Origin of the sequence: Pullulanibacillus sp. KACC 23026 (genome assembly GCF_029094525.1) — a bacterium.
Lineage (GTDB): Bacteria > Bacillota > Bacilli > Bacillales > Sporolactobacillaceae > KACC-23026.
Map to the genome: position 1 here is coordinate 1,123,063 of NZ_CP119107.1, position 19,352 is coordinate 1,142,414.

At 42.1% G+C, this 19,352-nt stretch carries 18 protein-coding genes and 1 pseudogene; 15 read left to right on the forward strand and 4 right to left on the reverse strand.

Going from position 1 to position 19,352, the window contains the following annotated elements; all coding sequences use genetic code 11:
- Positions 1 to 15: 15 nt before the first annotated feature.
- The 7 genes from PU629_RS04890 (at position 16) to PU629_RS04920 (ending at position 7,445) form a co-directional block, all read left to right on the forward strand.
- Positions 16 to 1,842 carry a rhamnogalacturonan lyase gene (locus PU629_RS04890; RefSeq protein WP_275283158.1) on the forward strand — a complete coding sequence of 609 codons (1,827 nt, stop codon included), beginning with the start codon at positions 16 to 18 and terminating at the stop codon, positions 1,840 to 1,842.
- Positions 1,836 to 2,486, forward strand: coding sequence for a rhamnogalacturonan acetylesterase (locus PU629_RS04895; RefSeq protein ID WP_275283159.1), 651 nt, complete (start codon positions 1,836 to 1,838; stop codon positions 2,484 to 2,486). The genes PU629_RS04890 and PU629_RS04895 overlap by 7 nt, the downstream gene beginning before the upstream one ends.
- A 189-nt stretch (positions 2,487 to 2,675) precedes the next feature.
- A complete protein-coding gene (locus PU629_RS04900; RefSeq protein ID WP_275283160.1) occupies positions 2,676 to 3,329 on the forward strand; it encodes a YesL family protein in 654 nt (217 codons plus the stop codon).
- 125 nt (positions 3,330 to 3,454) lie between these two features.
- The gene (locus PU629_RS04905) at positions 3,455 to 4,459 is read left to right on the forward strand and encodes an alpha/beta hydrolase (RefSeq protein WP_275283161.1); all 1,005 of its coding nucleotides are present in this window, start codon (positions 3,455 to 3,457) and stop codon (positions 4,457 to 4,459) included.
- Positions 4,460 to 4,653: 194 nt separating this feature from the next.
- Complete coding sequence (locus PU629_RS04910; RefSeq protein ID WP_275283162.1) at positions 4,654 to 5,529, forward strand: aldo/keto reductase; 876 nt, start codon at positions 4,654 to 4,656, stop codon at positions 5,527 to 5,529.
- 707 nt (positions 5,530 to 6,236) lie between these two features.
- On the forward strand, positions 6,237 to 6,629 hold the full coding sequence (locus tag PU629_RS04915; RefSeq protein WP_275283163.1) for a DoxX family protein: 393 nt from the start codon (positions 6,237 to 6,239) through the stop codon (positions 6,627 to 6,629).
- Between the two features lie 384 nt (positions 6,630 to 7,013).
- Complete coding sequence (locus PU629_RS04920; RefSeq protein ID WP_275283164.1) at positions 7,014 to 7,445, forward strand: organic hydroperoxide resistance protein; 432 nt, start codon at positions 7,014 to 7,016, stop codon at positions 7,443 to 7,445.
- 200 nt (positions 7,446 to 7,645) lie between these two features.
- Here PU629_RS04920 and PU629_RS04925 read toward each other — a convergent pair whose 3' ends face one another.
- Positions 7,646 to 7,984, reverse strand: coding sequence for an antibiotic biosynthesis monooxygenase family protein (locus tag PU629_RS04925; RefSeq protein WP_275283165.1), 339 nt, complete (start codon positions 7,982 to 7,984; stop codon positions 7,646 to 7,648).
- Between the two features lie 285 nt (positions 7,985 to 8,269).
- Between PU629_RS04925 and PU629_RS04930 the strand changes: the two genes are divergently transcribed.
- Genes PU629_RS04930 through PU629_RS04945 form a run of 4 tightly spaced genes read left to right on the forward strand, consistent with a single transcriptional unit; the run spans position 8,270 to position 12,404 of the window.
- Positions 8,270 to 9,742, forward strand: coding sequence for an FTR1 family iron permease (locus PU629_RS04930; protein WP_275283166.1), 1,473 nt, complete (start codon positions 8,270 to 8,272; stop codon positions 9,740 to 9,742).
- 2 nt (positions 9,743 to 9,744) lie between these two features.
- Entirely contained in the window at positions 9,745 to 10,914 is a 1,170-nt protein-coding gene (efeO, locus tag PU629_RS04935; protein WP_275283167.1) for an iron uptake system protein EfeO, read from the forward strand.
- A 21-nt stretch (positions 10,915 to 10,935) separates the two neighbouring features.
- Positions 10,936 to 12,177 (forward strand): iron uptake transporter deferrochelatase/peroxidase subunit, encoded by a 1,242-nt coding sequence (efeB, locus tag PU629_RS04940; protein ID WP_275283168.1) that lies wholly within the window; start codon positions 10,936 to 10,938, stop codon positions 12,175 to 12,177.
- 35 nt (positions 12,178 to 12,212) lie between these two features.
- Positions 12,213 to 12,404: a twin-arginine translocase TatA/TatE family subunit gene (locus tag PU629_RS04945; RefSeq protein WP_275283169.1), complete on the forward strand. Its 192-nt coding sequence runs from the start codon at positions 12,213 to 12,215 to the stop codon at positions 12,402 to 12,404.
- A 154-nt stretch (positions 12,405 to 12,558) separates the two neighbouring features.
- Here PU629_RS04945 and PU629_RS04950 read toward each other — a convergent pair whose 3' ends face one another.
- Positions 12,559 to 12,753, reverse strand: coding sequence for a hypothetical protein (locus tag PU629_RS04950; protein WP_481900503.1), 195 nt, complete (start codon positions 12,751 to 12,753; stop codon positions 12,559 to 12,561).
- Between the two features lie 274 nt (positions 12,754 to 13,027).
- Here PU629_RS04950 and PU629_RS04955 point away from each other — a divergent pair, with 274 nt between their 5' ends.
- Positions 13,028 to 13,798, forward strand: a complete 771-nt coding sequence (locus PU629_RS04955) for a TSUP family transporter (RefSeq protein ID WP_275283171.1) — start codon at positions 13,028 to 13,030, stop codon at positions 13,796 to 13,798.
- A gap of 447 nt (positions 13,799 to 14,245) precedes the next feature.
- Here the strand turns inward: PU629_RS04955 and PU629_RS04960 are convergent, their stop codons facing one another.
- The gene (locus tag PU629_RS04960) at positions 14,246 to 14,446 is read right to left on the reverse strand and encodes a TolB-like translocation protein (protein ID WP_275283172.1); all 201 of its coding nucleotides are present in this window, start codon (positions 14,444 to 14,446) and stop codon (positions 14,246 to 14,248) included.
- A gap of 220 nt (positions 14,447 to 14,666) precedes the next feature.
- Here PU629_RS04960 and PU629_RS04965 point away from each other — a divergent pair, with 220 nt between their 5' ends.
- From PU629_RS04965 to PU629_RS04975, 3 genes are all read left to right on the forward strand, one after another.
- Positions 14,667 to 16,490 (forward strand): S9 family peptidase, encoded by a 1,824-nt coding sequence (locus PU629_RS04965; protein WP_275283173.1) that lies wholly within the window; start codon positions 14,667 to 14,669, stop codon positions 16,488 to 16,490.
- A gap of 106 nt (positions 16,491 to 16,596) precedes the next feature.
- Complete coding sequence (locus PU629_RS04970; RefSeq protein WP_275283174.1) at positions 16,597 to 16,695, forward strand: YjcZ family sporulation protein; 99 nt, start codon at positions 16,597 to 16,599, stop codon at positions 16,693 to 16,695.
- 1,261 nt (positions 16,696 to 17,956) lie between these two features.
- The gene (locus tag PU629_RS04975) at positions 17,957 to 18,973 is read left to right on the forward strand and encodes an LLM class flavin-dependent oxidoreductase (protein ID WP_275283175.1); all 1,017 of its coding nucleotides are present in this window, start codon (positions 17,957 to 17,959) and stop codon (positions 18,971 to 18,973) included.
- Positions 18,974 to 19,038: 65 nt separating this feature from the next.
- Here PU629_RS04975 and PU629_RS04980 read toward each other — a convergent pair.
- Positions 19,039 to 19,350 (reverse strand): annotated as a pseudogene (locus tag PU629_RS04980) (oxidoreductase); the annotation flags it as partial.
- Positions 19,351 to 19,352: the final 2 nt, after the last annotated feature.

Below are 19,352 nucleotides of genomic sequence, written 5' to 3' on the forward strand. Positions count from 1 at the left end.
AGGAAGGATAGGTTTATGACTCCAAATCAAAGAGAAATTGAGAACAAGTTTCCCGCACGGCAAATGGAATACTTAAAAAGAGGGCTTATCGCCATTAGGGTTGAAAATGGTGTGTTTATTGCTTGGCGCCTGCTCGGGACAGAGCCTTTGGAAACGACTTTTAACTTATACAGAGATAATCAACTCATTAATGAAGTACCGATTGCAAAAAGCACCAACTCTCTCGATCCGGATGGTTGTTTAGCTTCAACTTATACGGTTTGTGCCGTTGTTAATGGGGCCGAGCAAGAGTTATCTGATCCGGTCAGTGTTATGGAAACGAATTATTTACATGTGCCTCTACAAAAGCCTAAAGGCGGGACGACACCGGATGGCATTGACTATACTTACAGTGCTAATGATGCTAGTGCGGCAGACGTTGATGGTGATGGGGAATATGAAATTGTTTTAAAATGGGACCCAACTAACTCTCACGATAATGCGCATAAAGGTTATACAGGAAATACGTATTTAGACGCTTATAAATTAGATGGAACACGACTTTGGCGAATTGATATGGGGAGAAATATCCGTTCAGGTGCCCATTACACCCAGTTTATGGTCTATGACCTAGATGGTGATGGAAAGGCAGAACTCGCAGTAAAGACGGCTGATGGAACTGTTGACGGATTAGGGCAAGTGATCGGTGACCCGGAAGCGGATTATCGTAATGAAGATGGTTTTATTATTAATGGACCCGAGTATTTCACTATTTTTGAAGGTACGACAGGTAAAGCGTTGATTACTACGGATTATGACCCTCCGCGGGGAGATGTAAAGGATTGGGGGGACAGTACTGGAAATCGAGCAGACCGTTTTTTAGCCTGTATCGCTTATTTAGACGGGGTAAGACCGAGTGTGGTGATGTGCCGAGGCTATTACACCCGTTCCGTCCTTGTTGCGTACAATTGGCGTGATGGAGAGTTAACGAAAATTTGGCGGTTCGATAGTGATGACCCGGGTAATAGTGATTATGCCGGCCAAGGCAATCATAGTGTTAGTGTTGCAGACGTTGATGGAGATGGTAAGGATGAAATCATTTATGGCTCCTGTGTCATCGACCATGATGGAACCGGGCTGTATTCAACTAAGCTTGGGCATGGAGATGCGATGCATGTCGGCAATCTTGATCCGACCCGACCTGGATTAGAAGTTTTTCAGGTCCATGAAACGCCTTCTGAAAAGGGGGTAGAACTCCATGATGCCGGGACAGGAGAGATTCTTTGGGGAAAATCATCTACTCATGATGTTGGCAGAGGAACATCAGGAAACATCGATCCAAGATACCTAGGTGAACAGTATTGGGCAGATGGAGTTCTATATAATAATAAGGGTGAAAAAATAAGTCGAAATGTTCCGTCCTCAACGAATTTTGCCATCTGGTGGGATGGAGATTTGTTAAGAGAGCTCCTTGATAAAAACCGAGTGGATAAATGGGATTATATCAATGAAACAACAGTCAATTTGTTAACAGCAGAAGAATGTGAGTCGAATAACGGGACGAAGGCAACACCGTGTTTGCAGGCCAACTTATTTGGAGACTGGAGAGAGGAAGTCGTCTGGCGTACAAAAGATAGTACCGCGCTTCACATCTACACAACGACAGACGTGACCGACTACAAATTGCATACCCTTATGCATGATTCTGTCTATCGTCTTGGTATTGCTTGGCAAAATACGGCCTATAATCAGCCGCCTCATACGAGCTATTATCTTGGAGTCGGCATGGAGACAGCTCCAAAACCTCATATTTACGTGGTTAAATCTAAGGAATTAGAAGGGAAAGAATCACCATTATGGTAGAGACTTATCCAAGCGTTTGCTTAGCGAGTGATTCGACGTGTCAAACTTATTCCAAGGAGGCAGCTCCGCAGGCTGGTTGGGGGCAATTTATAAGTCAGTATTTTACCGACACTATCTCATTTTTTAATCATTCAATTGGCGGGAGGAGCTCGAAAACCTTTGTGGAAGAAGGGCGTCTTGATGCTATTGTGGATGAGATAAAAGAGGGAGACTATTTATTGATTCAAATGGGTCACAATGACTCCACTCTTTCGAAGCCTGAAAGATACACCGACCCTTTCACTGCTTACAAAAAGTATTTAAGAATGTATGTAGATGGCGCCCGTGAAAAACAAGCCATTCCTATTTTAATGACGCCTGTTGGCCGTCTGCACTATGAGAATGGCGAATTTATTAATGACTTCCCTGATTACTGTGAGGCAATGAAGCAAGTGGCAGAAGAGGAGGAGGTCCTTCTCATTGATCTCATGTCTCTGAGCTTAGCGTATTATGAATCTATTGGTTATGGCGAGGCTAAAACCTTGTTTATGGTTTCGTTTAACGGAACAGACCATACTCATTTTACGGAGAAAGGTGCCGACGCCATTGCTTGCCTCGTCTCACAAGCAGTCAAAAGGCTTGAATTGAACCTATCCTTTAAATGAGACCCCAGTGATTAAAGGGAAGCTAGTACTTGAGCCATATGAGTTTCGTGTCATTGGAATGCTCCAAAACTAATATAGCTGTGAGGACTCTGCCAAATTCTTTTAATAATCTCTGACATGGCAGCCTTATAATGTGATAATATATTATTAGAATATTTTTGATTATTCAAGGGGTTTGGAGGGTCTTTTATGCAGCTTGGCGGACTAACAGGTGGATTATATCGTCTCTCAGAATGGATTATGAGGTTTGCTTATTTAAATATTTTATGGGTAGGCTTCTCGCTTATTGGCTTATTCGTATTTGGAATAATGCCAGCAAGTTCTTCCATGTTTTCAATCGTGAGAAAGTGGCAAAGAGGGGAAACGGATCTGCCCATTTTTAAAACCTTTTGGCAGCATTACAAAAAGGATTTCGTTAAAATCAACCTAATCGGTATTGTTTTATATATTATTGGATCGATTGTCTATATGGATATTTTTTATATGAAGTCGGTGAATGGCTTCAGCTCGATACTAGTTTTTGCCGCTTTTTGTATAATTGCGTTTCTTTATTTACTTCTCATTCTGTACATCTTTCCTACCTTTGTCCATTTTGATTTAAAGATTCCTCACTACTTTAAGTATTCCCTTTTATTTGCTCTGACTAATATTATTGGCACCATCATTATGATCGGGGCCGCCCTCGCGACTTGGTTTCTTATTCGAGTTCTTCCTGCCTCATTACTCTTTTTTAGTATGAGTCTTTTGGCTTTTGTCTTGATGTGGGCAGCTAATCTAGGTTTTTCTAAAGTAACGGCGATACAAGAAGCGGATGATCCGAAAACGCTTAATAATGAAAGCTAGTTTTGTAGTCTATGAAGGGCGCTTTGAGCGTGGGATGGATAGCAGGTAAAAAAATATGCAACATTGATTAAAGCGCCTTCAGTAAAGCTCTAATAGAAAAAACAAAATGATTGGAGGAGTCCGTTTTGATTTCTGAAACTTATAATTTATGGATCAAAGAGGCTTACACCTATCCTGTTATGGGTGACTTTATTCCAACTATTACATCCTATATTCATGAGGATGATAAGGTAAGACCCGCCATGATTGTTGTCCCCGGCGGCGGCTATTCGGTTGTGTCTCCTACCGAAGGGGAATTAGTAGCAATGGAATTTTACCAGAAAGGCTACAATGCTTTTGTCGTTACTTATACAACCAATTTATTAAGGACAACTCCTTTGAAATTTCAACCTTTAAAAGATTTATCTAAAGCCGTTGTTTTTGTGAGAAAACAAGCTGAACTTTTTTGTATTAATCCCGATAAAGTGGCAGTTTGCGGATTTTCGGCAGGTGGGCATCTGACAGGAAGCCTTGCCGTGCATTACGACGCAGAGGAATTGGTTTTGGGTGAAGAGTATGCGGGCATTCGTAATCGCCCGAATGCGGTTATTTTATCCTATCCGGTCATTACTTCAGGAGACTTCGCTCATAAGGATTCCTTTATAGCCTTATTAGGGGAAGAGGCAAGCCAAGAAGAATTAGACTATATGTCCTTGGAAAAACAGGTCACGGACCAAACCCCCCCTGTCTTTATATGGCATACTGTATCCGATGAAACCGTTCCAGTCGAGAATAGTTATCTATTTGCCGAAAGCTGCAAAAATCATGGGGTTCCATTTGAACATCATGTGTTTGGGAATGGGCCTCATGGACTTTCATTAGCTAACACAGATTGGGCTACTGGAAATTATGGCCAGGATTATACGTTGAATCAAGTCTATGAAACCATGCAGTATCTAGTTGACCATGGCCTTGACTTACCATCGCCTTTTAATAGATTGGGACCCGTTCCAAAGGGGACTGATGTCAAAGAGATATTGAGGCTGAAGTCGAAGGAGAATAGGCAGGACTTAAAGCCAGATGAGGGCATTGCCATATGGCCAACCTTAGTCCATAACTGGTTGAAGAAAACATGGGGACTGGCAGACTGAACTTTTTTGAAAGAGCTTTTTTTTGGGGAGCTTGTTGGTTTACCTTAAGGGGCCTTAACTGGTAAGTTCGATTTAGCAACATGCAGCGTTTTCAAGCTAAATGCTTGTCCTTGTGATCTGCCTAGTATTACTATTGAAAACAATCAGTCTATTAAAAACGGTTTGATTTAAATGATAGGAAAGGGATGACAGGAATGAACTATACAAGCATTGGGAAATCAACGGAGACGATCCCGGTAATCGGACAGGGGACGTTTAAGTTTGGCGAAGATCCAGCTGAAGCAAAGGCCGAAATTGAAGCACTGAGATATGGGATAGAGAACGGGTTGACGTTAATTGATACAGCTGAAGGGTATGCCAATGGCGGTTCGGAGCGAATTGTTGCAGAAGCGATCAGCGACTGTCGCAATCAGGTTTTTGTATCGACCAAAGTGTCTCCAGGAAACTGCTCCTATCAAGGAGTGATTGACGCGGCGGAGGGGAGTCTCGAACGCTTAAAAACCGATTATATCGATCTTTATTTTCAGCATTGGCCAAGTAAAGAACATGCCATCGAAGAAACGATGCGGGGAATGGCTTACTTAGTCGATAAAGGCTTAGTCAAGTACATAGGTGTCAGTAATTATACGCCGGACATTCTTGCAGAGGCGCAAAAGGCTCTTGGCAGTCACATGCTTTCCTGCAATCAAGTTGGCTATCATTTGAATGACCGGCGAATTGAGAATAATGTCTTACCTTATTGCCAAGAAAATGGGATCACAGTGATGGGCTATTCCCCATTTGGCTATGCCCCTGAGCTATTCGGTGGACTTGGATTCCCACATGAAGGGACCGAGCAAAGAGCGGCACTTGAAAAGATTGGTCAAAAATATGAGAAGACTGCCTATCAAGTGGCTTTGAATTGGCTTCTTAGACAAGAGGGCTTTGTCACGATTCCAAAGGCGAAAAGTATCGAACATATTAAAAGCAATCTAGGCGCTTTAGGATGGGAACTGTCCGAGGAAGACTTGAGTCTTATAGATCGCTTCTTTCCTAGACCAGACGAGGGGATGCCGTTAATTAACTATTGAAGTCGATGTCGTCATCTAATTATGGAATCACTTGTCTACAACCAGATTGTAGGGAATGGTTTAGATTCAACTGTGTAAGTGGGAATGGATTTTAGCATTATGAAATGATTTAATCGACTTATTTGAGCTGCAGACAGAGGTTTGCAGTTCTTTTTTATATTATCAGGAATCATAAGTTGTCTTTAAAGTCCTAAGAGAGAAGAATTGGCTTTCTCGTAAGCCAGCAAGATGCGAAGACAATGAAGCAAAATCATGGAGGCGTTTCAAGCATTAGGCTCGCTTTCGTTTTTTTAAGAATGAAAGTAAAGAATCCCATCTGTCCTTAATACCAAGTGAGTATATAACATAAGAAGAATATCTTATTTCAATGTATGGGCCGAATTGTTTGGTAGACCCTATAAGGTAATAGAAGCCTGAGCATGTGCATCCTTACCTCATTTGTAATCAATTGATAAAATTTTAACTGGATCTCATTTTTTGAGACCATCTACAATAAAATGAAAAGCCCAATCGGTAGTCTTCAGGACCTAATTGTGGAACACAAGAACCGTCCCTATGTTTCATTTGGCCTATTCACTCCGTCGTTAAATTATGTCAGGATGAAAGAGTGTGCGGTCATTTGTGAAAAACACAGAATTTAAAAAAGGATTGTTAATAAACTTATACTAATGAAAGTGTTTGTCTCACTTAAGGAGGACATATATAGGATGGATTATGGCGTACTTATTATAAGAATAATGATTGCGATTGTTTTTATTGGGCATGGGACCCAAAAGTTGTTTGGTTGGTTTGGCGGCTATGGGGTGAGCGGGACGGGCCAGTGGCTTGAGTCGATCGGTTTCCGCCCAGGAGGTAAGATTTGGGCGGTTATCGCAGGATTATTCGAGCTTGTCGGAGGCGTGTTATTTGGCATCGGTTATCTTTTACCCGTTGCGGCAGCGCTGATTGGTGTTATTATGATGGATGCCATTTTGACTGTGCACTTGAAGAATGGTTTCTGGATTGATAAAGGCGGCTTTGAATATAATGTATTTATTATTGTCATCGTAATCGGGATTGCCATTATGGGCCCGGGAAAGTATGTTTTGGTGTCTTTCTAGTCATTAAGGTGGTTAAGCTACTTTTTTAGAGGCTACCGTTAATTTATTTTCGAAGTGGAGTTTTTAAGCTTAAATTAAAGTTAGCCTTATAGAATAAATGCAGGTTGGATGACAAACGTGGTCATCACAGTTATCAGCGTAGGCGGGGCTGTTACTAGTCAAGAAGTTCCTCTAAAAGACGGCAATGAGGAGCAACATTAAAGCTTTGGCAGTGAACTTGTAGTTTAAAAATTAGGACAAACACACTAAATGAAGAAACTCTCCATTTGGAATGCTATTTTCCATGAGGGGAGTTTTTCTCCTTTTTGGTAAGACTATTATGAAGTCAGGACAATAAGGTTTCCCGTATATTTAAAAAGGGAAATAAAGGAAGGGGTTTTATCAATGTCAGATGTTGTATTAACCGCCAGTGTTTCAGCAGTAGGTGGACGTGAGGGACATGTTCAATCGGAGGATGGAAACATTAATTTAGATGTGGCAATGCCTGGAACATCGCGTGCTAAATCACTCCCTGATGCAACGAATCCGGAACAATTATTTGCTGCCGGCTATTCGGCTTGTTTTGACGGGGCCCTTCAATTAATGGCTCAAAAAGAGGGGATTAAATTTGAATCAGAAGTGACGGCTTCTGTGAGCTTGTTGAAAGATCAAAGTGATGATGGCTTCAAACTTGGCGTGACACTTCATGTAAAAGGATCCGGTATTGATCAGACCGTTCTTGAGGACCTTACTCAAAAGGCACATGGCTTCTGTCCCTATTCCAAGGCGACACGCGGAAACATCGATGTTCATTTGGAATGTGAAGTTGTTAGTTAACTCCTAATTTTTCTATTTTAATAGGTCATTCGCCAGAGTCACACCCGACAGCAGTTGTTGTCGGGTGTGACTCGTTGTGTGGTTATCCTTCTATAGTAAGCAAAATCGTATAAATCAACAAAACAGAGGATACAAATTCTTACGCGAATGAGTATCCTTTTTAGCTTGCGAGTTGATGGTTTCTCCTCCATAACTTTGTATTAAACTTGTTCTGTCTGATCAGGTTCGACTACTTCATAGAAGCGCAAGGTTTTCTTGAACGGGTATTGAGGTTCTACACCGGATTCTTTTTTTCTTTGCCGCCGGGCTTTATGCTCCTCGACGTGGGCATCTCTTGAGATCCAAGCTTTAAAATGATCTTGTTTTTCCCATTTAGAGACAAAGACATATTCAATCGTATCCTTATGGTCTGTACGCCAGCACTCATAAGAGACTAACCCCGAAGCGCCTTGGATATCTTGTTCGTTTTTCCGGGCCTTCGCTTTTAAACGATCTTCTCCGGCCTTATCGACCTCAAAGCATGCATTGGTTACAAACATGAAAAAGCCTCCTTTAGTGTGGTTTCTCTCTAGTTTAAAGTATATCAGATAATGATAATCATTATCAATTAAAAAATGCAATCAACTTAACTAGAAGAAGCCATTCTCCAAGATTATTCAGTTTAAAGGAAAGAGCAGATGGTTCAAAACAAATTAAATATTTTATTGGAAAATACGTGAAATTAGGAATTGACGAGTCAATCATTCTAACCTATAATGAGAATCAATATCAATTAAAGTGATAATGATTCTCATTATCACTGATGGATGGGTGGTGAAGCTGGAATGAGAAAGTTCGTAAGTTTCCTTAGTCTGCTTGCATTTTTGGTCTTTATTAGTGGTAGTCAGCAGGCTTTGGCAAATGGAAATAAAGGAGGTGTGACAACAGCCATTAAGTTGTCAAGCGCTATTACCCAGAGCCTTACTGAGAATCAAATGAGTCAGGCGAAGGAGGCTCTTGAGAAATTAAAACAATGGTGGCGCGTGAATAAATTAGACGTCCAGCATCAATCCTTTGATGCGTATGTGTCAATTAATCAAGATCTATCTAAGGTTTCGTTGGATTTGTTAAATAATCAAACTCAACAAGGACTAAACGATGCTCAAACCTTACATACTTCATTTAAGACTCTTCAGAATAAGCAGTCGCCTGATCAAGGCCAATCAACTAGTAAGCAAAACCTAGCTGCCTATGTTCAGCAGCTTCAAGACACTAAAGCGCTTCTTCAGCAGAAAAAATGGTCAGAAGCGCAACAGCAGATTCAAACCTTGCAGAAGAATTGGTTAGCGGTCGAAGGAGACGTCGTCAGCCAATCGCAAAAAGTCTACAGCGATTCTGAAAACAATCTCGTGCTTCTAGGAGCCTATGTGAATACTCCGGATAAACGGAGTCAGACCGTCCCTTTAATAGACCAAATGATTTTCTCACTCCAACCATTAGCCGATGCTGATTATGGACTTTGGGATGCGGCCCTAATCCCCATTAGGGAAGGGTTTGAAGCTTTATTAGTTGTAGGGGCTCTTCTTACTTTTGGCAAGAAGGCTAATTCCAAGAAGGCTAATCATTGGGTGTGGGGCGGTACATTAGCAGGCATTCTCTGTTGTTTGATCGTCGGTGGAATTGTGGCCTTTCTTTTTTCTTCTCAAGCCTTTGGGAACAACAATTCTTTAATCAATGGATGGTCCGGCGTCATTGCGAGCCTCATGCTGCTTTACGTAAGCTATTGGCTGCACCGAAACTCCGATATTAAGCGCTGGAATGCTTTTATTAAAACCCAGACTGAAAAAGCGATGACAAATGGCCGCATGCTATCCTTCGCCTTTATTGCTTTTCTTGCCATTGTGCGTGAGGGCATGGAAACCGTGATCTTTTTGATCGGAATGGCCAGTCGAATGTCTGCTGCACAGCTTACAGGAGGGATTGCGGTTGGGTTTGGCATTTTAATCATTATTGGGTTTCTCATGTTAAAGATTGGAATCCGGCTTCCTCTCAAGCCCTTTTTCTTGATCTCAAGCCTTATTGTTTTTTACTTATGCTTTAAATTTATGGGGTCAGGCATCCATAGCCTGCAGATGGCAGGTATCTTCCCTTCAACAGTCAGCAATGAATTGCCATCTTTAAACGCATTAAGTATTTATCCTTCTTGGTACAGCGCGTTGCCTCAACTGATTTTTCTTCTTTCCGGAATTTTCGTTTTGGCATTTAACAAATGGAAGCAACTTAAAACCAATCAAACGATCAATCAGGAGGTTGTCTAACAATGTTTCATTCTAGAAAATTAGTATTTAGCCTGCTTGGAACCCTTTTACTTATCCCGGGTATTGCTGGCTGCAGCACATCCTCATCTACTACTCAGAAGGAAGGGGCAACCGCTGCGGCCACACCGCAAACGGCTGTTCAAAAAGGGACTAAAAAGATGGAGGATTTGGTCAGTCAGCTTCAGAAAGCGCTGGCTAATAAGGATATCGATGAGGCCAAATCCAAAGGAAAAGCGATTAATGATCAGTGGCTTGCCTATGAAAATAGTGTACGTGGCAAATTCCCTTTACTCTATGCGGATATTGAGAAGTATGAACAACCGATTTATGCCCAGTCCAATATGGATCAGCCTGATTTTAAGGCGATGACTGATCAAGCAACGCATCTTCAGAGTACTCTCAAGCAATTGATGACGGCCAAAGAAACGGCAGAAAAAGAGTCCAAAGTACTGAACGCTGCGGTTGACAGTTATAAACAATATGTAGAGGAGCAGGTTGATCAGCTTGTTAAGACCACTCAGGCTTTCGCAAAGGCCATTGATAGCGGAAACCTGACCGAAGCGAAGAAACAGTACGTCGCTGCGCGTCCTTACTATGAGCGAATTGAACCGATTGCTGAGAGCTTGGGTGATTTGGATCCGCGGATCGATGCTCGGATTAATGACGTGGATGATGTCTCAAAATGGACCGGGTTCCATGAGATTGAACGCTCTCTCTATGAAAAAAACACGTTGGACGGGCAAAAGAAATATGCTGATCAGCTTGTAAGTGATGTTGCGGACCTGCAAGAGAAGGTTAAAACCATCCAATTGAAGCCTAAAGAAATGGTGGCCGGCGCAATGGATCTGTTGAATGAAGCCGCTACGTCAAAAATAACAGGGGAGGAAGAGCGGTATTCGCATATTGACTTGGTGGATTTACAGGCGAATTTGGATGGCTCAGAGGCTGTTTACCAAGCTGCCATTCCGGCTCTAAACGTCCAACATAAGGAACTCGCTGATCAGATCGATAAACAATTTCAAGTAATTGACAATGAACTCTTGAACTATCAATCAAATGGACAATTTGAGAGTTACTCAGATTTTGAGAAAAATAAAGATAACGTTCGCCAGTTAAGTGATGAACTTGAAAAATTATCAAAACTAATGGCACAGACAGCTACTATTTTTTAACAATAGCTTGAGGTGAGTAAAGTGACAGATAGAGAAAACAAACAACGATACACACGTCGCGATATGTTGAAAATGGGTGCCGTAACAGGTTCGAGTTTGGTTATCGGAGCAAGCGGTTTTGGTTTAATAGCCAATCTTCTCGACCCTCCTGCAAAAACTGCAAAGGTAGCTGCGAAAACGACAGAGGACGTCATTCCTTTTTATGGAGAGCATCAGGCAGGAATTATCACACCGCAACAGACCTATATGTATCTAGCGAGTTTTGAGCTCATGACAGAAAGCAAACAAGAGGTCGTGAAATTATTTAAGCGCTGGACGAAACTAGGAGAGCTCTTTACGGTTGGCAATTGGGAACTAGATTCCGCCAATAAGGCTCTCCCCCCTAATGACACAGGGGAAAGTATCGGCTTTTCACCAGGGAATCTGACCATGCTTCTAGGTTTAGGACCAACCTTTTTCTGGAAAAACGGAAAGGATCGTTTGGGGCTGGCTCATAAAATGCCTAAGTTCTTGAAAAAGATACCAAATGTCGGAAATCAGAAATTGGATCCCAATCTATCAGATGGAGATATTTGCATCCAGGTATGCTCTGAGGATAAGCAGGTTGTCTTCCACGCTATTCGAAATTTAATAAAGGAGGGAGTCGGTACGGTTTCCTTAAAATGGCTTCAGGATGGTTTTTTTAGCGGGGCTAAAGGGGAGACGAAGCGTAATCTCTTTGGTTTTAAAGACGGGACGGCCAATCCTAGCTTAGCTAATAAGAAAGAGGTAAAGGAAATTGTGTGGGCCGGTTCCGATGAGCCGAGTTGGATGGTTGGCGGAACCTATTTAGCCTATCGGAAAATTCGAATGTTTATAGAAGAATGGGATCAGGACTCCCTGCAAGATCAAGAGGATACATTGGGAAGGCGAAAACAATCAGGGGCTCCGATGGGAAAGGTGCATGAGTTTGATGAGGTCGACGCTAGTAAAATGCCCGTTGATTCACATGTCAGGATTACTCATACCACGGGAGACCCGATCTTACGCCGCTCCTATAACTATGCAAATGGGGTGGATGCACTTACAGGTAAGATGGAGGCTGGCTTAGCTTTTATTAGTTTTCAAAAAAATCCTTGGAAATCCTTTTTTCCAAAATTAAAGAAGATGGGAGAATCGGATGCGTTAAATGAATACACAATGCACATCGGATCAGCGCTATTTGCTGTTCCACGGGGAGTTAAAAAAGGGGAATATATCGCGCAGCCTTTATTTGAGCTGTAACACTAACATCACGACTTAGAAAGCAGGGAGAAGAAATGGGATTAGGTCCAACAAGCATTATCCTTATTGTTATAGTGGCATTTATCATCTTTGGTCCCAAGAAGTTACCCGAATTTGGTAAATCAATTGGGATGACCCTCCGTGAATTCAAAAAGACAACTTCTGGCCTTTTAGATGAAAAAGAGGAAGCTGAAATCACTTCAAAGAAACAAGAGAATGACAGCTAAACAAGGCAAGCTTCAAGCTAACTCCGCACCCATCAACAGGTGAGAGCCATGAATTTGTCATAATGCCCCAGGGGAGTAGAGCTAAATAAGAATAAAAGTCATTCTCAATTAAAAAATAAAAGAGAATGACTTTTCCATTTTTCATATGTTTTTATCAGGAATTAAATTGGACTTTCTTCTCATTCTGAAAGAGTAAGTAATGGGCGTTCTTTACTTTTTCCTCAATATAGTCAATGGAGTAGTCACCTATGGGGTCGACAAGGTCACCAATGGCCCGAGAGAGGTTATCGATCACATTAAATAATGTCTCCATTTGCCTCGGTTCTTTCCTAAAATTCATCTCATCCATAATCTCGTGAGCAAGATGTTGAACATTTCTCAAGCGGTTTTCCTTTGTCAGCACATGCCTCATCCTCCTCATTGATGTCTCACGCTAATGGTTAAAATATATGGTTCATTATGCGAAAACATGAGTCAAATCCAAAGAAGAAAGAGGCAATTTCAATCGGCTATCTTTTTGGCACCAATATTTTTTAGGTGGAAATAATTTGATTTTTCAATTATGATGGGTCTATTGTTGAGTGTTTGTTTATTAGTTGTTTCATAGGGAAGGTTGATTTTTTTTGGTTGTTCATCATTTGGATCCGACATTATTGCTATTATTAGTCCTTTTTGGTTTTTTAGCGGCTTTCATTGATTCAGTTGTGGGAGGCGGGGGACTAATATCATTGCCGGCTTTACTGTTTACGGGACTTCCGCCAGCCGCTGCAGTGGCAACCAATAAACTGGCAGGGACATTAGGTTCTTTGACTAGCACTATCATGTTCTATCGTTCAGGAAAACTTGATTTGAAATCGATTTATAAGCTCTTTCCTCTCGTTTTCATTGGGTCCATGCTTGGGGCCTGGACGGTCCATCGAATGAATCCGGATGTTTTAAAGCCTTTAATGCTAGTCATGCTAGCCGCTGTCGCCGTCTATACGATTTTTAAGAAAAACTGGGGACAGGTGTCGACCTATCAAAAAATGTCTTCCCAGCGTCTGGGCGTTTTTATGACCTTAGTTTTAGTAATTGGCTTCTATGATGGGTTTATCGGTCCTGGCACAGGCTCCTTTCTAATCTTTGCTTTTTTGATGATTGGCTTTGATTTCTTAAAGGCGGCAGGGAATGCCAAGTTTTTAAATTTTGGCAGTAATATTGCGGCTTTGCTGATGTTTATCTTTCTTGGACAAGTCCATTATGGCTATGGCATACCGATGGGTTTAGCTCAAATAGCCGGTTCAATCTGTGGCTCCAGCTTTGCCATAAAAAAAGGCGGCGGCTATGTGCGTGCGCTTTTTATCATCGTCACCTTCCTGTTGCTCACTAAAAATGCCTATGATTATTTTTTCTAACAAAGAGAAAAACCAGTTCCCTGAAAAAAGGAAACTGGTTTTCTAGTTAGCTTTTAACTAATTAAACTTCTGTTTGAACCTCTTCTTTTGTTGCAGGCTCCAAGTGCTTTTCAAGGAAATCAAGGACAAGCCGGTCAGCTATGATTTCATTTTAGGACTGACGCCTGCAAAGAAAGTGGTGCTATCTTCACCTTTAATTAAAAGCTCATCTTCACCTGAATCTAGATGATAGATTCGGGTGTTCATAAACTTGGGATTGCCTTGACTTGTGACGTAGTAGAGTCGATTTCCGTCCTTCGTCAAATGACCAAAAAGGAATTTATCTTGCTTGTCTCCCGTAAGAACAGGATGCGGCCTTCCTCTGGCAACAGGAATGGCATATATTTGATAGTTCTCATCGCCATCCTTGTCAAAGGCAGTCAGGATGAATTGACCATTTGGATCGAACTAAGCAAATTGGCTACTTTGGTTATTGTAAGTGAGGGCGTAAGGATAAGTGGAAGGGAGGTCCATTGCCCATAAATTGAAAGCCCCGCTTAAATTGCTGCTGAAAACGAGCTTTGTTTCATCTTTGTTCACAGTAAAATGAGAGATCGAATAGGTCCGCAAAAATTGCTCGATATCTGGTCTTGGAAATGAAATAGGCATAGCAACCTCCTAGAGTCATAGATTGTCCCTAGGTTTAATTAAGTAAAAAAGAATGAAAGGGCTGGGATATACTAATATTGTATAAAATTTAGTAAAATTAATAAAATTAAATTGATTTAAAAAATACGATTTATTACAGAGGAATTCATGGAAACGATCCCGAACTTTTATTAATAGAATAGATTTGTTTTGACAATTAGAACTAGAGGGGGATTAGGGTGTGGGAACACTAAAACGCAAAGGGAAAGCGTATTCCGTTGAGTCTTTTTTTAAGTCAGAATCCTTGTTTGGCGGCTCCTTTTCACATGAGGGGGATCGGCTCCTTTACACAAGTGACCGAACAGGTGTTTATAATGCCTATTCTATTTCGACGTCTGGCGGTGAGCCAGCGGCCAAAACGGAGTCAACGAAAGATACGATTCAAGCGCTCTCTTATTTTCCTCATGATGACCGCTTTTTGTTCATGAAAGATTTAGGCGGTAATGAACTATTGCATATTTATGTCGGGGAAGAGGATGGTACGACAAAGGAGCTGACATTGGGAGACACCGCTCGTGCAGAATTTTACGGATGGACGCATGAAGGGGATGCTTTTATTTATGGTTATAATGGGCGGGACCCTCGTTATATGGATGTCTATCTTATGTCGACAACCAGCTATGAAGCGACCTGTTTGTTTGAAAACACCGAGGGATATCAGTTCCATGCCCTGTCGGCTGATCAAAAGCAGTTGGCTTTGTCCAAAGTAACGAGTGCCAATGATACCAACATGTATGTCTATGATTTGGAAACACAGGCGCTTACTCATTTGAGCGATCATGAGGGGGATGCCCATTTTTTGCCGCAAATGTTTGATCGGACTGGAGGCAGTTTGTATTACTTAACGGATTTGGATGATGAATTTTTGCAGCTCAAGAAAATCGATTTAACAACGGGACACTCTTCTCTTGTCTTAGCGGAGCCATGGGATATAACCAGTGCTGCTTTTTCCCATGCCTATCGGTACATGAAATATATAGTGAATGAGGATGGGACCTATACGACGAAAGTTCTTGATCAGGCAACAGGCGAACGACTAGAAATTAAAGGCTTTTCACAAAGAGCTCTGACTCAATTAACGATCTCCCGCAGTGAAGCCATGCTCTGTTTCTACAGCAATACGTCCACGATGACCCCTAACCTGTTTGTCTATCATATCAAGTCTGAGAGGCTAATCCAATTAACGAATACACTCAGTCCGGACCTTGATTCAACGGATTTAGTTGAAGTTGAAGTGGTGCGTTTCCCCGCATCTGATGGGCTAATGATTCCCGCCATCCTTTATAAACCACATTTAAATGAGGTTGAAAAAGTACCTGCCCTTGTTTGGGTACATGGCGGCCCCGGTGGTCAATCCTTAGCTCACTACAATGTGCTTATGCAATACCTGGCTAATCAAGGTTATGCAGTTCTTGCGGTGAATAATAGAGGAAGCTCGGGTTATGGAAAATCCTTCTTTAAAGCAGCTGACCATCAGCACGGCGAGATTGATCTGGCGGATTGCCTATCGGGAAGAGACTATCTTCAAACATTGGATTATATTGATGCGGAGAAGATTGGAATCATTGGAGGCAGCTATGGGGGTTATATGGTTGGAGCCGCCCTTGCTTTTCAGCCAGATGCCTTTAAGGTGGGAGTTAATATTTTTGGAGTGATGAACTGGGAGCGGACTCTGAAGAGCATCCCGGCATGGTGGGAATCAGGACGTGAGGCTTTGTATAGAAAAATAGGAAATCCATACACAGAAGTTGACTATATCCGGTCTATTTCCCCGCTTTTTCATGCGGATCAAATCACGAAGCCCCTTATTGTCTTACAAGGGGCGAATGATCCTCGAGTGCTTAAAGTCGAATCCGACGAAATTGTCGAAGCAGTAAAGAAAAATGGCGTGCCCGTGGACTATATCGTGTTTGACGATGAAGGTCATGGTTTTACGAAAAAGGCGAATCAAATCAAAGGCTATCAAGCGATCGTTGACTTTTTGAATTGCCATCTTGCCGCATAACGCATAAGAATGCCAGCAATCTTAAATTGGGCGGTGCTACCCCCTTCCGAATTCTGCCATTTCCTCATAGGATGTATTAATCCTTTAATAAAGGGGGTATGAGGATATGGCATACGCAGCAGGTTGTGGTTTCGGCGGCGGTTTTGCTTTAATCGTTGTCTTATTCATCCTCTTAATCATTGTTGGTACGTCTTACGTCTACTAAAATGACCATTATATAAAAGACCGTCTAGCTTCTCTGAAAGGAGAACTCAGACGGTCCTTTTAAATTTGGAGGGGAACTGAGAAGGTTTGGGGTGGGGGATCCGAGAAGATTGGGGAGAATTCAAGAAGGTTTGGCGGAAATCCGAGAAGGTTAGGGAGAAATCCGAGAAGCTCGACCAAACATCCAAGAAGGTTAGTCAAAGATCCGAGAAACTCGACCAAACATCCCAGAAGGTCACCAAAAAATCCGAGAAGGTTAGCCTAATCCCAAAAGGTTTGAGAAATATCCAAGAAGCTCGGCCAAATATCCCAGAAGGTTAGTCAAAAATCCGAGAAGCTCGACCAAACATCCCAGAAGGTCACCAAAAAATCCGAGAAGGTTAGCCTAATCCCAAAAGGTATGAGAAAAATCTAAGAAGGTTGGCCAAATATCCAAGAAGGTCAGCCAAACATCCCAGAAGGTCAGCAAAAAATCCGAGAAGGTTAGCCAATCCCAAAAGGTTTGAGAAATATCCAAGAAGCTCGGCCAAATATCCCAGAAGGTTAGTCAAAAATCCGAGAAGCTCAGCCAAACATCCCAGAAGGTCACCAAAAAATCTGAGAAGGTTAGCCTAATCCCAAAAGGTATGAGAAAAATCTAAGAAGCTCGGCCAAATATCCCAGAAGGTTAGTCAAAAATCCAAGAAGCTCAGCCAAACATCCCAGAAGGTCACCAAAAAATCTGAGAAGGTCAGCCAATCCCAAAAGGTATGAGAAAAATCTAAGAAGGTTAGTCAAAAATCCAAGAAGCTCAGCCAAACATCCCAGAAGGTCACCAAAAAATCTGAGAAGGTTAGCCTAATCCCAAAAGGTTTGAGAAATATCCAAGAAGGTTGGCCAAATATCCAAGAAGGTTAGTCAAAAATCCAAGAAGCTCGACCAAACATCCCAGAAGGTCACCAAAAAATCCGAGAAGGTCAGCCAATCCAAAAGGTATGAGAAAAATCCAAGAAGCTCGGCCAAACATCCAAGAAGCTCACCCAAAAATCCAAGATGCCCACAAAAAAATCCCAAAACCTCCCCCAAAGAAGTCCATGAGAGTCAGTTGTATCAATAAAATTAAAAGGTGAGTGTCAAACTAACTTAGAGTCTAAGTTCTTATGGTGAGCATAACCTTTGCATTCAAAACGGTCTGGATATAAACTTCGGAAAAGGAATGATTGACGGTTTATTCCTATGTAAACAGTTGATATTATCTTATTGATTGTAGGTGAACTAGAAATATGACAACTAATCAGTCCAACACATCATTAAAGACTATAAAACGTTCTGTCCTTGATCTTGCGCCCATTTTGTCAGGGCAGACGGCACGGGATGCTTTACACAATAGCCTGAATTTAGCTCAAGCAACGGAACAATCTGGTTATACACGTTACTGGGTGGCTGAGCATCATAATATGCCGGGTATTGCGAGCTCGGCAACGGCTGTTCTTATTGGCTATTTGGCAGGGGGGACAAAGACGATTCGAGTCGGTTCAGGGGGCATTATGCTTCCCAATCATGCTCCTCTGATAGTGGCAGAACAATTTGGCACACTTGAGTCACTTTATCCAGGCCGTATTGATCTTGGTTTAGGCAGGGCACCTGGAACCGACCAATTGACGTCAATGGCGCTTAGAAGAGACTTAAGAGGTTCAGTGAATGATTTCCCTGATAATGTCCAGGAATTGATTAGCTATTTTAAACCGGAGACTGAAGGAGCACGAGTTAGAGCGATTCCTGGTGAAGGACTTCATGTGCCAATCTGGCTGCTTGGCTCTAGTACTTTTAGTGCTCAATTAGCTGGAATGCTTGGCTTGCCATTTGCTTTTGCCAGTCATTTTGCTCCCCAGCAGTTGAGTGATGCCCTCTATCTCTACCGCCATCATTTTACACCTTCTGCTTATTTGGAGAAGCCTTATGTCATGGCAGGTGTCAATGTCATTGCAGCGGAAACGGATGAAAAGGCGGAGTATCTCGCTTCCTCACTTTACCAATCATTCCTCGGAATTATTCGTGGTTCACGGAGCCTGCTCCAGCCTCCTGTTGAAAACATGGCTGAGCACTGGAACCCGATAGAAGAAGCCCATGTTCGAGAACAGCTTCAATATACATTTGTTGGCGGTCCGGAAACGATACATGACAAGCTTGAAAAATTCACTAAAGAAGCGCAAGTCGACGAAATCATCATTGCCTCAAACATCTATGACCAAGAAGCGCGAATTAAGTCCTACCAAATCGTCGCAGAACAGTGGAACTAACACTTAAATTAAAGGGGACTGTCTAACCTATTTTCATAGGAGACAGTCCTTTTTACGTTTCCTTATTATAATTTAACAATTGTGCGCCCTTTTGCTTGGCCTTTCAATAGAAGGGGCAAGGCATCTAGTAAGTCGTCGAGCGTGATTTCGCGGTGAAGCGTTGATTCTAGGTACTCTGGTTTAAGATCAGTGGCCATTCGTGACCAAAGAGGGGCACGTTCTTCCATTGGACAAAAAACAGAGTCAATGCCTATGAGACGAACGCCTCTTAGGATAAAAGGGAAGACAGTGGCTGGGACACTTGTTCCACCAGTAAGCCCGCTAACCGCTGCAACACCATTATAATGAAGTTTACTTAAAACAGCTGCGAGCGTGTCTT

Bases quoted from the DNA above. Each gene is read 5' to 3' on its own strand.
- PU629_RS04890 (WP_275283158.1), top strand. From the start codon at position 16: ATGACTCCAAATCAAAGAGAAATTGAGAACAAGTTTCCCGCACGGCAA.
- PU629_RS04895 (WP_275283159.1), top strand. From the start codon at position 1,836: ATGGTAGAGACTTATCCAAGCGTTTGCTTAGCGAGTGATTCGACGTGT.
- PU629_RS04900 (WP_275283160.1), top strand. From the start codon at position 2,676: ATGCAGCTTGGCGGACTAACAGGTGGATTATATCGTCTCTCAGAATGG.
- PU629_RS04910 (WP_275283162.1), top strand. From the start codon at position 4,654: ATGAACTATACAAGCATTGGGAAATCAACGGAGACGATCCCGGTAATC.
- PU629_RS04915 (WP_275283163.1), top strand. From the start codon at position 6,237: ATGGATTATGGCGTACTTATTATAAGAATAATGATTGCGATTGTTTTT.
- PU629_RS04920 (WP_275283164.1), top strand. From the start codon at position 7,014: ATGTCAGATGTTGTATTAACCGCCAGTGTTTCAGCAGTAGGTGGACGT.
- PU629_RS04925 (WP_275283165.1), bottom strand. From the start codon at position 7,984: ATGTTTGTAACCAATGCATGCTTTGAGGTCGATAAGGCCGGAGAAGAT.
- PU629_RS04930 (WP_275283166.1), top strand. From the start codon at position 8,270: ATGAGAAAGTTCGTAAGTTTCCTTAGTCTGCTTGCATTTTTGGTCTTT.
- efeO (WP_275283167.1), top strand. From the start codon at position 9,745: ATGTTTCATTCTAGAAAATTAGTATTTAGCCTGCTTGGAACCCTTTTA.
- PU629_RS04945 (WP_275283169.1), top strand. From the start codon at position 12,213: ATGGGATTAGGTCCAACAAGCATTATCCTTATTGTTATAGTGGCATTT.
- PU629_RS04950 (WP_481900503.1), bottom strand. From the start codon at position 12,753: ATGGATGAGATGAATTTTAGGAAAGAACCGAGGCAAATGGAGACATTA.
- PU629_RS04960 (WP_275283172.1), bottom strand. From the start codon at position 14,446: ATGCCTATTTCATTTCCAAGACCAGATATCGAGCAATTTTTGCGGACC.
- PU629_RS04970 (WP_275283174.1), top strand. From the start codon at position 16,597: ATGGCATACGCAGCAGGTTGTGGTTTCGGCGGCGGTTTTGCTTTAATC.
- PU629_RS04975 (WP_275283175.1), top strand. From the start codon at position 17,957: ATGACAACTAATCAGTCCAACACATCATTAAAGACTATAAAACGTTCT.